The sequence below is a fragment of the Streptomyces sp. NPDC048696 genome (assembly GCF_043198895.1).
Classification (GTDB): Bacteria; Actinomycetota; Actinomycetes; order Streptomycetales; family Streptomycetaceae; genus Streptomyces.
The window spans coordinates 207,903-221,237 of record NZ_JBICVJ010000006.1 but is presented as its reverse complement, the minus strand read 5'-3'; the positions used below and the strand labels follow the sequence as shown (position 1 = coordinate 221,237).

The window sequence follows — 13,335 nt, the reverse complement described above, 5'->3', positions numbered from 1 at the left end:
AGGCTCGGTGCTGAAGCGTTGGTGGTTCATGGGGATGCTGCGCCCGGCCGGTCCCGTACAAACGGCGCGGGAGCCGTCGAAGGAAGAACAGCAGCGGATCCTGGACGAGTGGGAGACCGCCCGCGAGCGGCTTGAGCGGCTGGTGTCGGCGCGGGTCACGGCCGTCGGCGACGTGCTGCGCCAGGCCGAACTCCCGGTGGAGCGGGCCGCTCTGGACCCGCTGGGCGAGCACGACTACACCTGGGCGCTCGACGCGTTCCAGGCCGCGGGCAAGCTGCTCGACGAGGCGGCCGACCTGCCGGATCTGGCGGCCGCGGCGGTCCTCGCGGAGCGCGCGCTTGTGCGGTTCGCCGCCGTGCACGCCCGCCGCGCGGGGCAGCAGGTGCCCCGGCCCGCCGAGGGCTGCTACTACAACCCGCTGCACGCGGCCGCCGAGCACACCGGCTCGCCCGCGCGCAAACAGCACCGGCGGCGGGCCCGGCGCCGGACCGGGCCGCGCGAGGCGGCCGCCGACCGCCGGCCCGCCTGCGCGTCGTGCCGCAACGCGATCCTGGCGGGCCAGCAGCCCGACGTGCTGCCCGCGCTCGTCCCGGTGAAGGTGTCCCGGCTGCGCAAGGTACGGATGCTGGTGCCGTACTACTCGGTGCCGCAGCAGTGGTCGCTGTGGTCGGTCTCGGCCTGCGGGGCGTACGGGGACGAGTGGCCGGGACTGGTCCTGCGCGGCGAGCACCGCAGACGGGCGGCGGCCGCGCGCAAGGCGTGAGCGCCGCCGGTCACCAGCGCACGGGAAGATGCCGTACGCCCCGGATCAGCAGCCCCGGCAGCCACTCCAACGGGCCGCCGTCCGGATCGCGTTCGAGACCGGGCGCGCGCTCCAGGAGCGTACGGATCGCGATCCTGCCCTCCATCCGGGCCAGCGGCGCGCCCAGGCAGTAGTGGATGCCGTGGCCGAAGGCGAGATGGCCCTGCGGGGCGCGGGTGATGTCGAAGCGGTCCGGATCCGGGTGGCGGCCGGGGTCGCGGCCCGCCGAGGCGAGGGCGACGAGGACGGACCGACCGGCCGGGATGACCGTGCCGCCGTATTCGACGGGTTCGCTGGTGAAGCGGTACGTGGAGGTCTCCACCGGGCCGTCGTAGCGCAGCATCTCCTCGACGGCGCCGTCGATCAGCGCGTCCGGATCGGCGCGCAGAGCCGCCAGTTGCGCAGGGTGGTCGAGCAGCGCGCGCACCCCGTTGGAGATGAGGTTGACGGTGGTCTCGTGTCCGGCGACGAGCAGCAGGAAGGCCATGCCGATGAGCTCGTCGGGCGACAGCGCGTCGCCGTCCTCGTGCCGGGTGCGGATCAGGGCGCTCATCAGGTCGTCGGCGGGCCGGGTGCAGCGCTTGTCCTCGATCAGCCCGACCAGGTACTCGCCCATCTCCCGTACGGAGGTGTTCTTGCCGTCGTCGGCGGTCGGGGCGACGGCCTCGTTGGAGAGTCTGCGGAAGGTCTCCCGGTCCAGGTCGGGCACGCCGAGCAGTTCGCAGATGACGGTCATCGGCAGCGGGAAGGCCAGCGAGTCGACCAGATCGGCCCGGCGGCCGGGCGCGGCCAGCATGGTGTCGAGCAGCCCGTCGGTGATCTCCTGCACCCGCGGGCGCAGGGCCTCGATCCGGCGCGGGGTGAACTCCCGCGCCACGAGCTTGCGCAGCCGGGTGTGGCGCGGCGGGTCCGACTCCAGCATGTTGGCGCTGACCGGGGTGTCCTCGTACTCCCAGTCTCCGAAGTCGCGCCAGTCCTTGGAGAGCCGGGGGTCGGCGAGCGCGGCCCGCGCCTCCTCGTGGCCGACGACCAGCCAGACCTCGTCGGCCTCGTGGGTGCGCACGCGGTGCACGGGCCCTTCCGCGCGCAGCTTCGCGTAGTACGGATACGGGTTCGCGGTGAAGTCCGCGTTGTCCCGCAGGTCGACCACCGTCATGGCACTGACCGCCTTCCCCCGCCGTGTCGCGTGGTTTTCAGCGTACGTCGCCGTCCTCGTCGAGGAGTCCGGCGTCGTGCACCAGGAGCGCGATCTGGACACGGTTGTTGAGGCCGAGCTTGGCCAGGACGCGCGAGACATGGGTCTTCACGGTGGGCACGCTCAGGAAGAGGGCGGCGGAGATCTCCGCGTTGGACTGGCCCCGGCCGACCCCGACCGCCACCTCCCGTTCGCGCTCGGCGAGTTGGCCGATCCTCGCCCGAGCCCGCGCCGCCCGGTCGCCCAGCGGGCCGGAGCCGCCCGCGACCTGCCGCATCAACTGGCGGGTGACGGCCGGGGAGAGCACCGGCTCGCCCGCCGCCACCCTGCGGACGGCGGCGACGATCTCGGCGGGCGGGGTGTCCTTGAGGACGAACCCGGCGGCCCCGGCGCGCAGCGCCCGTACGACCTGGTCGTCGGCGTGGAAGGTGGTCAGGACGAGCACTTCGGGCGCGTCGGGGCGGGCGCGCAGGGCCTCGGTCGCGGTGAGGCCGTCGACGGTCGGCATCCGGATGTCCATCAGGACCACGTCCGGGCGCAGCCGGTCCGTCAGCTCCCCGACCTGCGAGCCGTCCGACGCCTCCCCGACGATCTCCAGGTCGTCGGCGCCGCCGAGCATGAAGGTGAGTCCCGCACGGACGAGGGGGTCGTCGTCGACGACGAGGAGCCGGATGGTCATGAGGGCCACGGTAGCCAGGCGCCGACCCGGAAGCCGCCGTCCGGGGTGCCGCCGTGCTCCAGGCGGCCCCCGGCGAGCATGGCGCGCTCGGTCAGGCCGATCAGCCCCTGCCCGGAGCCGGGCACCTTCGGTACGTCGCCGACGGGTGCGGGGTTGCGCACCTCGACGGTGAGTCCGTCGCCCGGCCCGCCGGTGACCAGGACGGTCACCTCGGCGCCCGGGGCGTGCTTGCGGGCGTTGGTGAGGGCTTCCTGGGCGATCCGGTAGGCGTTGCGCCCGGTGGCCGCCGGGACGGCCTCAAGATCGCCGATCCGGCTGTCCAGGGTGACCTTCATCCCGGCCTGCCGTGACTCGGCGACCAGCGCGTCCAGGGTGGCGAGCGTCGGCTGCGGCCGGTCCTCGGCGCCCTCGCCGGGGCTGCGCAGCACGCCGATGATCTGGCGCAGGTCCTGAAGGGCCTCGTGCGCGCTGTCCCGGATCACCCCGGCGGCGCGGGCGACCTCGGCCGGGGGCGCGTCCGGGCGGAACTCCAACGCGCCCGCGTGCACGCTGAGCAGGGTGAGCCGGTGGGCCAGTACGTCGTGCATCTCGCGGGCGATGGACTCGCGGGCCAGCCGCTGGGCGTTCTCGGCCCGCAGCGCGGCCTCCTCCTCGGCGCGGGCGGCCCGTTCGCGCAGCGCGACGACGAGCTGGCGCCGGGCGCGTACGAGCATGCCCCAGCCGATGACGAGGAGCACGATCAGCGTGCCGACGACGGCGTTGGCCAGCATGCTCGACGTCGGATCGGGGCGGACCACCGGCTGGAGCACCGAACTGACCACGGCGGCGATGCCGACGAGAGCGACGGCCGGTTTGAGCGGCCGGTGCACGGCCAGGCTGAACAGGGCCACGAGCAGCGCCCCGGCGGCGGCGGGCGCCCCCACGGTGACGGCCACCAGCGCCGAGGCGAGCCCGACGGGATGGCGTCGGCGCAGCCACACCGCGCCGCAGGCGGCCGCGCCGACCAGCAGGTCCAGCGCCTGGAGCGGCGAGTCCCGGTAGCCGGCGGTGGAGTTCATGGAGTCGGCGGCGAGCAGGCCGACGAGGACAGCGGCGAGAAAGGCGAGGGTGTCGACGACCCAGTCCCGTACCGTCCGGCGCGGCCTGCTCTTCTGCGAGCGGTCGCCCGGCAGCTCGGGGGCGGCGACCGCCGAGGGCAGCAGCCAGCGGTATTCGGGACCAAGGCGTGTCATGCCCACCAAAGTACGCAGGCCACAGGCGGTCCGGCGGGATCCGGCCGCAGCGCGCTACCAAAGTCGCGGGAGCCGAGACTTTCGCCTCGGCGGGCGCGTCGGAAGAGGGGCGGGGTGTGTCCGGGGGCGGGCGCGGGTGGTGCGGCGCGGGGCGCCCCGGTGCTGTCGGGCCGGGGCGCCCCGGTGCTGTCGGGCCGGGGCGCCCCGCGCATGGGCGGCTGTGTCGTCAGCCGCCCAGCTCCTGGTGGCGGGCGGTCAGCCGCGCCGCGCCGTCGGCCGTGAGCGAGCCGAACAGGCGCAGGCGGGAGATGCCGCCGTCGGGGAAGATGTCGATCCGGACGTGGCTCGCGACCGCGGGAGCGGCGAGCACGAACCGGTGGTTGGTGTCGGGCTGCAGCCGGGTGCGGGGCAGGATCTCGGTCCAGTCGCCCGACTCCCCGTCGCGGACCGAGAGCGCCGCCCAGCCCGCCGAGTTGCCCTTGAGGTACGCGGTGTCGATCTCCACCGCGCGGATCTCGGACTGGGCGGCGAGCTGATAGCGGATCCAGTCGTTGCCCTTGTCGCGGCGGCGGCGGGTCTCCCAGCCGTCGTCCATCTTGCGGGAGCGGCCCGGCTGGATGGTGTTGGTGGCGGGCGAGTAGAAGCGGTCGGAGGCGTCCTCGACCTGGCCGCCGTTCTCCAGGGCCGCGAGGTCGAAGGTGCCGAGCGCCGCGAGCCACTTCGGGTCCGGGGCGACCTCGCCGTACACGCGCAGGCGGGCGATGCCGCCGTCCGGGTGCTGGTTGACGCGCAGGTGCGTGAAGCGCTGCTCGACGTCGACGGCGAACCCGTTGGCCGCGTGGCCGCCGACCGCCGTACGCGGTACCAGCGTCACCCACTTCACGTCGTCGGCGAGCAGGTCCTCGGGCGAGGGCGAGCCGCCGACCGAGGTGGCCTGCACCGACACGGCCTGCGGGTAGTTGCCGCGGAAGTGGGCGGTGTCGACGACGATGCCGCGTACGACGCCGGGGGCGCCCAGGCGCACCAGCGCCCAGTCGTGGTCCTCGTCGGCGGGGTGCGGGACGGCGGCCGAGACGCCACGGCGTCGGCGGGTCTCCCAGCCGTCCATGATCTTGCCCTTGTGGCCGAAGTGCTCGGGGTCGAACTCGGCGGCCTCGGGCTTCAGCAGGTTCTCGCGCTCGGCGAAGAACTCGTCGTTGGCGGCGATGGCACCCGCGCCCAGGCGCCGGTCGGCGAGGTCCGCGTACCGCGTGAACGGGAAGTCGGCGGTGCGGTAGTCCGCGTACGGGTCGCCGCCGCCGTAGGGGCTGGCGTCACCGGTGTAGGAAGGGATCGCGCTCACGGTTCAGTTGTTCCTTTCGAGCAGGCGGCCGGTGGGCTCGGTCAGGGTGCCGTCGTGCTGGATGCGCTCGCCGCGCAGCCAGGTCGACTTGACGACACCGTGCAGGGTCTTGCCCGCGTACGCGGTGACACGGTTGCGGTGCTGGAGGGCGGCGGGGTCGACGGTGAAGGTCGCGTCGGGGGCGAGCACCGCGAAGTCGGCGTCGCGGCCCGCCTCGATGGCGCCCTTCTGGGTGAGCCCGACGAGGGAGGCGGTGGCCGAGGACATCCAGCGCACCACGTCCTCCAGGGTGTGGCCGCGCTTCCTCGCCTCGGTCCAGATCGCGGAGAGGCTGAGCTGGAGGCCGGAGATGCCGCCCCAGGCGGTGGCGAAGTCGTCGGTCTTGAGGTCGGCGGTGGACGGCGAGTGGTCGGTGACCACGCAGTCGATGGTGCCGTCGGCGAGCGCGGCCCACAGCAGGTCCTGGTTGGCGGCCTCGCGGATCGGCGGGCAGCACTTGAACTCGCTGGCCCCGTCCGGGACTTCCTCGGCGGTCAGGGTGAGGTAGTGCGGACAGGTCTCCACGGTCAGCCGTACGCCCTCGCGCTTGGCGGCTGCGATCAGCGGCAGCGCGTCGGACGAGGACAGGTGCAGGATGTGCACCCGGGCGCCGACCCGGCGGGCGGCCGCGATCAGGCCCTCGATCGCGGTGTTCTCGGAGACCTTGGGCCGGGTGGCGAGGTAGTCCGCGTACTTGGGGCCGCTCAGCTGGGGCGCGGCGTCGAGCTCGTGCGGGTCCTCGGCGTGCACGATCATGAGGCCGTCGAAGCCCGCGATCTCGGCGAGCGAGCGGGCAAGCCGGTCCTGGTCGAGCTCGGGGAACTCCTCGACGCCGGACGGCGAGAGGAACGCCTTGAAGCCGAAGACCCCGGCGTCGTGGAGCGGCCGCAGGTCCTTGACGTTGTCCGGCAGGGCGCCGCCCCAGAAGCCGACGTCCACATGCGCCTTGGCCCGCGCGACCTCCTGCTTGGTGCGCAGATTGGCGACGGTGGTGGTCGGCGGCAGCGAGTTGAGCGGCATGTCGACGAGGGTGGTGATGCCACCGGCGGCCGCGGCGCGGGTGGCGGTCCAAAAGCCCTCCCACTCGGTACGGCCGGGGTCGTTCACATGCACATGGCAGTCGACGAGACCGGGCAGCAGGACGTCGTCGCCGAAGTCCTCCAGGCGCGCCCCGGCGGGGACGTCCGCGTCGTACGGCAGCACCGCCGCGATCACGCCACCGGCCACGGCGACCGAGGCCGGGCGGGTGCCCTCGGGGGTGATGACGCGCGAGGAGCGCAGTACGAGGTTGACGTCGGACACCCGAGCCCTCACTTCCGCAGTGGTTCAGCTGGTGCAGCTGATGTGGCTGATTCAGCCAGCGAAATTCAACGAACTGTTGAAGGAGTCTTCACGCCGATCAGGGAGCCGTCAAGGGTGTCCCGGCTCCGGCGACCGCCAACGGCGTGGGTCTTGGAGGTTTCCACAGAATGGAATTAGAATTTCACTTCTCAGAATGTAGCTATCGCCACGGGGCAGCCACCTCGACCGGACAAACCAGCCCTGACCGGCAAGGACGCCCCACGTACGCACTGTACGGCGACAATCCGCCAAGTAGGCTGCTCACCTGCCAGCATGAAAGGACCGCGCCGTGCCGACGTCCAGCGCCAGCACCACCGACGCCTCCAAGCCATCCGCCGCGAGCGGTGGCGTCCAGTCCCTTGAGCGCGCCTTCGACCTCCTTGAGCGGATGGCGGACGCCGGGGGCGAGGTCGGCCTCAGCGAGCTCTCCGCCAGCAGCGGCCTGCCCCTGCCGACCATCCACCGCCTGATGCGTACGCTCGTGGCCTGCGGCTATGTCCGCCAGCAGGCCAACCGGCGGTACGCGCTCGGCCCGCGCCTGATCCGCCTCGGCGAGTCCGCCTCCCGGCTGCTCGGCACCTGGGCGCGGCCGTATCTGGCCCGGCTGGTCGAGGAGACCGGCGAGACCGCCAATATGGCGCTGCTCGACGGGGACGAGATCGTGTACGTGGCGCAGGTGCCCTCCAAGCACTCGATGCGGATGTTCACCGAGGTGGGCCGGCGGGTGCTGCCCCACTCCACGGGCGTCGGCAAGGCGCTGCTCGCGCACACCCCGCCGGAGGAGGTGCGCGCGCTGCTCGCCCGTACGGGCATGCCGGCGGCCACCGAGAAGACCATCACCACGCCGGAGGGCTTCCTCGACGCGCTGGAGCAGGTGCGGCGGGCGGGGTACGCGGTGGACGACAACGAGCAGGAAATAGGAGTCCGGTGCCTGGCGGTGTCCGTGCCGAACTCCCCGACGGCCGCGGCGATCTCCATCTCCGGCCCGGCCGGCCGGGTGACGGAGGCGGCCACGGAGAAGATCGTGCCGATCCTCCAGGGGATCGCGGTGGAGCTGTCGGCGGCGCTGGCGAATACGGGGCAGGGCTAGCCCTGGAGGGACCGGGGTTTCGGGTTGCCTGTCGACTGCGGGCCGGTGGGGGCTGGTCGCGCAGTTCCCCGCGCCCCTTAAAGGCTCGGGCAACCCGTACCCCCCGTCAGCCGACCACCTGACCCGCAGGGCGCGCGCCCAACCGCCCGTCCGCCATCTCCACGACGTGGTCCACCCGCTCCAGGTGGGCCGCGTCGTGGGTGACGAGCACCGTCGCGGTCGCGCGCTCCCGGGTGAGCCGGACCAGCAGGTCGAGGACGGCCGCCCCGCGCGCGTGGTCGAGCGCACTGGTCGGCTCGTCCACCAGCAGCACCGACGGCGAGTTCATCAGCGCCCGCGCGATGTTCACCCGCTGGCGCTGGCCGCCGGAGAGCTGGTGCGGGCGCCGGTCCGCCCGGTCCGCGAGGCCGACCGCGTCGAGCAGTTCGAGCGCCCGAGCCCGGGCGGCGGCGGGCTTCGTGCCCGACAGATGCGCCATGACCTGCAACTGCTCGGCCGCCGTCAGCGACGGCAGCAGATTCGGCTGCTGGAAGACGATCCCGATCCGCTCGCGCCGCAGCGCCGCCCGCTCGGCCGCGCTCAGCTCCCCCGTCTCGGCCCCGGCCACCACCACCCGCCCCCGGTCCGGCGCGATCAGCGTCGCCGCCACCGCGAGCAGGCTCGACTTGCCCGAGCCCGACGGGCCCACGCACGCCGTCAGGGTGCCGCCCGGCACGGCCAGGGCGACATCGTCGAGCGCGGTGAGCCGGCCGTCGCCGTCCGGGTAGGTCAGCGTCACGGAGTCGAGCAGCAGCGGCACGGTCATCGGGCACTTCCCAACGCGGTCAGCGGGTCGACGGCGGTGATCCGCCGGATGGACAGGGCGGCGCCGAACGCGCCGAGGGCGATCAGGACAAGCGCCGGGATCAGCGTGGTGCGGGCGTCCAGGACGAACGGCACCGAGTCCTCGACCAGGCCCCCGACCAGCGCCGCCAGACCCGTCCCCGCCGCCGTCCCCGCGCACAGCATCAGCACGGCCTGCCCGAGCGCGTCCGTCAGGAGGTACGGCGTGGACGCGCCCAGCGCTTTGAGGACCGCGATGTCCCCGCTGCGCTGGATCGTCCACACCGTGAAGAACGCCCCGACCACCAGCGCCGAGATGACGAAGAGGAACCCCCGCATCAGCTGGAGCGAGCCGTTCTCGGCCTGGTAGGAGGGCAGCGCGGAGAGCGCGCCGTCCAGCGTGCGCGTCGTCGTCCCCAGCTCCCGGTCCGTCGCGGCCAGCGGCACCCCGTCGTCGAGCCGGAGCGCCACCACCGTGGCCGGGGCGCCGGACGCGAGAGCCGTCCAGACGACCGGCGTGTGGCTGTACGAGTCCTCGCCGCGCACCGCCGACACCTTCAGCGCACGGCCGCCGAGGACCAGCGTGTCCCCCACCGCCGCGCGCAGCTTGTCCGCCGCGCCCCGCGACAGCACGGCGCCCCCGTCCCGTACCGGTGCGAGACCGGAGCCGGGGCGGACGGCGAAGAGCGACACCGCGGCCGTCCGCTCACCCGCCCTGGCGTTCACCGTGGAGATCGCGATCGGCTCGGCGGAGCGCACCCCGGTCACCCGGCCCCACCGCTCCCACACCGACGGCCGCAGTATCGAGCTCGTGAAGGAGAGCGACTGCCCGGCGGGCGGGGCTGCCAGCGCGAGCCGGTCGGCGGGCAGCGCGGTGACGGCCGAGGTGTTGTCCCGGGCCAGCCCGGCGGTGAGCCCCGACAGCAGGCCGACGAGCAGGGTGATGAGCACCACCACCGTCCCCATCAGCGCGAACCGGCCCCTGGCGAACCGGAGATCTCTCCATGCGACGAACATGGCTCCAGCCTCGCGGCCGAAGCCCGCCCGGGCATCGCGCCACAGCACGCATGCCCCGGATCGAAGGACGGATCCGCATATCAAACTTTCGATTGACCGGGCCGGGGCCGGGCCCGCTTACGCTGGAAGTCCTATGAACCCCCTCCCCCACACCCCGGTCGCCCGGCTGCTGCGCCTGTGTCTGCACGCGCTGCTGGGCGGGCTGCTCGTGCTGGTGGCCGCACGGGCGCTGGGCCAGGTGCCCGTGCTGGTCGCGGTGGGCGCGCTGGCCGCGGTGTACGCGGCGGGGGCGCTCGCGCCGAGGGTGCGGCCGCGGACCCGGGAGGCGGCCTGGTGGCTCGGGGCGCTCGGCGGCATCTGGCTGGTGCTGCTCGCGCTCTCGCCGGACGCCCTGTGGCTGGCCTTCCCGCTCTACTTCCTCCAGCTGCATCTGCTCCCGGCCCGCTGGGGGACGCCGGTCGTCGCGGCGACGGCGGGCGCGGCGATCGCGAGCTTCCTGCTGCACGGCGAGAGGATCACACCCGGCACGTTCATCGGGCCGCTGCTGGGAGCCGCCGTGGCGGTCGCGACCGTACGCGGCTACGAGGCGCTGTACCGGGAGAGCGAGCGGCGGCGCGAGCTCATCGAGGAGCTGGTCGCCACCCGCGCCGAGCTCGCCGACGCCGAGCGCGCGGCGGGCACGCTCGCCGAGCGCGAACGGCTCGCCCGCGAGATCCACGACACCCTCGCCCAGGGCCTGTCGTCCATCCAGCTGCTCCTGCGGGCCGCCGAGCGCGCGCTCGGGCCGGACGACCCCGCCCGCGCCCATGTCGAGCAGGCCCGTACGGCCGCGCAGGACAATCTGGCCGAGGCCCGCCGTTTCGTGCGCGCGCTGACGCCGCCGGATCTGGAGCGCGCCTCGCTGCCCGGCGCCCTGGAGCGCCTGTGCGCCTCGACGCCGGGTCCGGCCGTGCAGTTCGGGGTCAGCGGCACACCGGTCGAGCTGCCCACTCCGTACGAGGTCGCGCTGCTGCGGATCGCCCAGTCGGCGCTCGCCAACACGGTCCAGCACGCGGCGGCGGCGCGCGCGGAGATCACGTTGAGCTTCATGGACACCTCGGTGGCACTGGATGTCGTCGACGACGGACGCGGCTTCGACCCGCGCGGCGTACGGCCGTCCGGCACCGGCGGCTTCGGGCTCCCGGCCATGCGCTCACGGGCGCGCTCGCTCGGCGGCACCCTGAGCGTCGAGTCGGCGCCGGGCCAGGGCACGGCGGTCGCGATCACCCTGCCGCTGGACCGGAGCACGTCATGAGCGGGCCGACGACCGGACCGATCAGGCTGCTGCTCGCGGACGACCACCCGATCGTCCGGGCCGGGCTGCGGGCGGTGCTCGACACCGAGCCGGACTTCACGGTGGCCGGGGAGGCCGCGACCGCCGAGCGGGCGGTGGAGCTCGCGGCCGGGGGCGGTTTCGACGTCGTCCTGATGGACCTCCAGTTCGGCGCCGGTATGCACGGCTCGGCGGCGACCGCCGCGATCACCGCACGGCCGGGCGCGCCCCGGGTGCTGGTGCTCACCACCTACGACACGGACGCCGACATCCTGGCGGCGGTGGAGGCGGGCGCGGCCGGGTATCTGCTCAAGGACGCGCCGCCGGAGGAGCTGGCGGCGGCCGTGCGGACGGCGGCGGCCGGGCACTCCGCGCTCGCCCCGGCGGTGGCGCACCGGCTGATGGACCGGATGCGCACCCCGGCCGAGGCGCTGACCCGCCGCGAGCTGGAGGTGCTGCAACTCGTCGGCGACGGGCTCTCCAACCAGCAGATCAGCAAGCGGCTGTTCCTGAGCCAGGCGACCGTGAAGTCCCATCTGGTGCACATCTACGCCAAGTTGGGAGTGGAGTCGCGCACGGCGGCGGTCGCGGCCGCCTCGGCGCGGCGGCTCATTCGCCAGCCGGGGTGAATTCGTCTACGCCCCCGCATCGGAGGTGGCGGGGCGGGGCATTGATGCGTCATGTGCCCGGCCTGACCCCGTGCGGAGGCCCGTATGCCACAGACAGCACGCCAGTACTGGTGGAACCTTCAAGGGCGCACCAGGCTCAACTTCAACTGGGGCATCATCAACCACGACTCGACGGTGATCGTCACCGCGTCCGAGTTCAGCGTGGACAACAACGACCCGCGCCACAGCCCCCGGTTCGTCGGCGCCGCCACGATCACCGTGGAGAACATCAGCCCGCACTCGCCGCCCTACGACCCCAACCACGGCGTCACGTTCACGGTCAACGTCGACTGGGGCTCCCCGCTGCACATCGTCACCGACATCACGGTGCTCGACGGGCCACCCGTCGACATCGAGTACCAGAACGGCTGAGGGGGGCCGATGCCGCGTACCGCACGTCAGTACTGGGCCGGTCTGCAGGGCCGGACGGCGCTGAACTTCAACTGGGGCATCATCGACCACGACTCGACCGTGATCGTCACGGTCTCCGAGTACAGCGTCGACCCGAACGACCTCCAGCACAGCCCGAGGTTCACGGGCGCGGCGCCGGTCCGCGTCAGCAACATCAGCCCGCACTCACCGCCGTACGACCCCAACCACGGTGTGACATTCGTGGTCACGGTTGACTGGGGCGCGCCGCTGCACATCGTCACCGACATCACGGTCCTGGACGACAAGCCGGTCTACCGGCTGTGGGACGGCGGCCGCCTCGCCTTCGTCATGCAGCACCAGCAGCAGACCAACTGGTGCTGGGCGGCGGTCTCGACCAGCATCGCGCTCTACTACAACGCGGGCAGCACCTGGACCCAGTGCGCGGTGGCCAACCAGCAGACCGGGCGCACCGACTGCTGCGCGGGCGGCGCGAGCGGCGCGGGCTGCAACTCCCAGCAGCCCCTTGACAATCCGCTGAGCATCGTCGGCCACCTCGACCACATGGTCTCCAACACGGTGGACTTCGCGACCGTCGAGTCCGAGGTCAAGGCGGGCCGCCCGCTGTGCATCAGGATCGGCTGGTCGACCGGCGGCGGGCACTTCCTCACCGCGATGGGCGTGGACGCGCCGTACAACAACTCGGACGCGATCGTGGCCGTGGACGACCCGATCTACGGTCCGTCCGACCAGGTGTACAACACGCTCGCGACCAACTACCAGGGCAGCGGAACCTGGACCCACAGCTACTACACCCGGGCATAGGGACGGACCATGGCGCTTCAAGTACCGCAGCCACCCGAGGAGTCGCGTTCCGCCGCCGAGGCCGGGGTCGAGCTCCTGGCGGGCCTCGGCCGGGTCCGACCGGCGGCCACGCTGGTGCCCGCCGGGGCCGACGAACTCCGGCTGGCGCACCCGCTCCAGATGTACGTGATCGGGCTCGCCGATCTGCCGGGCGGCCTGGCCGGGGCGCGGCCGGTGGCCTGGCGCTATCTCGTCCAGCACGAGTCCGGCCCGGTCGCGCTCGCCGAGACGGTACGCGACGAGGCGGGCGGCCATGTCTTCAGCCAGCTCAACTACGGCCCGTTCGTGGCCGGAACGGCGGCCGCGCTCGACGCGGCGGGGCGCGAGCCGGGCGACGCGGAGGTGCGGCTGCTGCATCTGCCGGCCGTCCACCTGATCGCGGTCTGGCTGCACGGCGAGGCGTCGGACACGCTGATCCCGGCGGCCCCGGCCCCGCCGAACGTCGAGGCGGACCACGCGTATCCGGCGACGGACCTCTTCACGCTCCTCGCCCGCGACGCCCCGCAGGACATCCTGCCGCCCGAGGCACAGGACGACCGGGGCGGCGGCTGACGCAGCCCCGC

General features: G+C 73.4%; 14 protein-coding genes. 7 read left to right on the top strand and 7 right to left on the bottom strand.

The features are described from left to right. The first annotated feature begins 7 nt into the window (after positions 1–7). A complete protein-coding gene (locus tag ACGFRG_RS14970) occupies positions 8–763 on the top strand; it encodes a hypothetical protein (protein ID WP_393264011.1) in 756 nt (251 codons plus the stop codon). 10 nt (positions 764–773) lie between these two features. On the opposite strand, the gene ACGFRG_RS14965 is transcribed toward ACGFRG_RS14970, so the two are convergent. The 5 genes from ACGFRG_RS14965 to allB form a co-directional block, all read right to left on the bottom strand. Beyond that, complete coding sequence (locus ACGFRG_RS14965) at positions 774–1,958, bottom strand: cytochrome P450 (protein WP_393264009.1); 1,185 nt, start codon at positions 1,956–1,958, stop codon at positions 774–776. A gap of 37 nt (positions 1,959–1,995) precedes the next feature. After that, entirely contained in the window at positions 1,996–2,676 is a 681-nt protein-coding gene (locus tag ACGFRG_RS14960; RefSeq protein ID WP_393264007.1) for a response regulator, read from the bottom strand. Further along, positions 2,673–3,908, bottom strand: coding sequence for a histidine kinase (locus ACGFRG_RS14955; protein ID WP_361419774.1), 1,236 nt, complete (start codon positions 3,906–3,908; stop codon positions 2,673–2,675). Before ACGFRG_RS14955 ends, ACGFRG_RS14960 begins: the two co-directional genes overlap by 4 nt. 226 nt (positions 3,909–4,134) lie before the next feature. After that, positions 4,135–5,250: an allantoicase gene (gene alc, locus ACGFRG_RS14950; protein ID WP_393264004.1), complete on the bottom strand. Its 1,116-nt coding sequence runs from the start codon at positions 5,248–5,250 to the stop codon at positions 4,135–4,137. Positions 5,251–5,253: 3 nt separating this feature from the next. Next, the gene (gene allB / locus ACGFRG_RS14945) at positions 5,254–6,591 is read right to left on the bottom strand and encodes an allantoinase AllB (RefSeq protein WP_361419780.1); all 1,338 of its coding nucleotides are present in this window, start codon (positions 6,589–6,591) and stop codon (positions 5,254–5,256) included. Between the two features lie 328 nt (positions 6,592–6,919). Here allB and ACGFRG_RS14940 point away from each other — a divergent pair, with 328 nt between their 5' ends. Further along, positions 6,920–7,720 (top strand): IclR family transcriptional regulator, encoded by an 801-nt coding sequence (locus tag ACGFRG_RS14940; protein WP_393264002.1) that lies wholly within the window; start codon positions 6,920–6,922, stop codon positions 7,718–7,720. 106 nt (positions 7,721–7,826) lie between these two features. Here the strand turns inward: ACGFRG_RS14940 and ACGFRG_RS14935 are convergent, their stop codons facing one another. Together ACGFRG_RS14935 and ACGFRG_RS14930 are read right to left on the bottom strand one after the other, a co-directional pair. Beyond that, a complete protein-coding gene (locus ACGFRG_RS14935) occupies positions 7,827–8,525 on the bottom strand; it encodes an ABC transporter ATP-binding protein (protein WP_393264000.1) in 699 nt (232 codons plus the stop codon). Further along, on the bottom strand, positions 8,522–9,559 hold the full coding sequence (locus tag ACGFRG_RS14930; protein WP_361419789.1) for an ABC transporter permease: 1,038 nt from the start codon (positions 9,557–9,559) through the stop codon (positions 8,522–8,524). The genes ACGFRG_RS14935 and ACGFRG_RS14930 overlap by 4 nt, the downstream gene beginning before the upstream one ends. A gap of 133 nt (positions 9,560–9,692) precedes the next feature. Here ACGFRG_RS14930 and ACGFRG_RS14925 point away from each other — a divergent pair, with 133 nt between their 5' ends. The 5 genes from ACGFRG_RS14925 to ACGFRG_RS14905 all read left to right on the top strand — a co-directional run bounded on the left by ACGFRG_RS14925 (position 9,693) and on the right by ACGFRG_RS14905 (position 13,324). Further along, positions 9,693–10,853, top strand: coding sequence for a sensor histidine kinase (locus ACGFRG_RS14925; RefSeq protein WP_393263999.1), 1,161 nt, complete (start codon positions 9,693–9,695; stop codon positions 10,851–10,853). Beyond that, a complete protein-coding gene (locus tag ACGFRG_RS14920) occupies positions 10,850–11,500 on the top strand; it encodes a response regulator transcription factor (RefSeq protein WP_361419795.1) in 651 nt (216 codons plus the stop codon). Before ACGFRG_RS14925 ends, ACGFRG_RS14920 begins: the two co-directional genes overlap by 4 nt. A gap of 84 nt (positions 11,501–11,584) precedes the next feature. After that, positions 11,585–11,911 carry a hypothetical protein gene (locus ACGFRG_RS14915; protein WP_393263997.1) on the top strand — a complete coding sequence of 109 codons (327 nt, stop codon included), beginning with the start codon at positions 11,585–11,587 and terminating at the stop codon, positions 11,909–11,911. Positions 11,912–11,920: 9 nt separating this feature from the next. Further along, the gene (locus ACGFRG_RS14910) at positions 11,921–12,733 is read left to right on the top strand and encodes a papain-like cysteine protease family protein (protein WP_361419801.1); all 813 of its coding nucleotides are present in this window, start codon (positions 11,921–11,923) and stop codon (positions 12,731–12,733) included. A gap of 9 nt (positions 12,734–12,742) precedes the next feature. Beyond that, positions 12,743–13,324 carry a hypothetical protein gene (locus tag ACGFRG_RS14905; protein ID WP_361419804.1) on the top strand — a complete coding sequence of 194 codons (582 nt, stop codon included), beginning with the start codon at positions 12,743–12,745 and terminating at the stop codon, positions 13,322–13,324. Positions 13,325–13,335 lie beyond the last annotated feature (11 nt).

What these genes read in the sequence shown, in the direction of transcription:
- ACGFRG_RS14965 (WP_393264009.1), bottom strand. Translation starts at nt 1,958, where the DNA reads ATGACGGTGGTCGACCTGCGGGACAACGCGGACTTCACCGCGAACCCG.
- ACGFRG_RS14960 (WP_393264007.1), bottom strand. Translation starts at nt 2,676, where the DNA reads ATGACCATCCGGCTCCTCGTCGTCGACGACGACCCCCTCGTCCGTGCG.
- ACGFRG_RS14955 (WP_361419774.1), bottom strand. Translation starts at nt 3,908, where the DNA reads ATGACACGCCTTGGTCCCGAATACCGCTGGCTGCTGCCCTCGGCGGTC.
- ACGFRG_RS14935 (WP_393264000.1), bottom strand. Translation starts at nt 8,525, where the DNA reads ATGACCGTGCCGCTGCTGCTCGACTCCGTGACGCTGACCTACCCGGAC.
- ACGFRG_RS14930 (WP_361419789.1), bottom strand. Translation starts at nt 9,559, where the DNA reads ATGTTCGTCGCATGGAGAGATCTCCGGTTCGCCAGGGGCCGGTTCGCG.
- ACGFRG_RS14925 (WP_393263999.1), top strand. Translation starts at nt 9,693, where the DNA reads ATGAACCCCCTCCCCCACACCCCGGTCGCCCGGCTGCTGCGCCTGTGT.
- ACGFRG_RS14920 (WP_361419795.1), top strand. Translation starts at nt 10,850, where the DNA reads ATGAGCGGGCCGACGACCGGACCGATCAGGCTGCTGCTCGCGGACGAC.
- ACGFRG_RS14915 (WP_393263997.1), top strand. Translation starts at nt 11,585, where the DNA reads ATGCCACAGACAGCACGCCAGTACTGGTGGAACCTTCAAGGGCGCACC.
- ACGFRG_RS14910 (WP_361419801.1), top strand. Translation starts at nt 11,921, where the DNA reads ATGCCGCGTACCGCACGTCAGTACTGGGCCGGTCTGCAGGGCCGGACG.
- ACGFRG_RS14905 (WP_361419804.1), top strand. Translation starts at nt 12,743, where the DNA reads ATGGCGCTTCAAGTACCGCAGCCACCCGAGGAGTCGCGTTCCGCCGCC.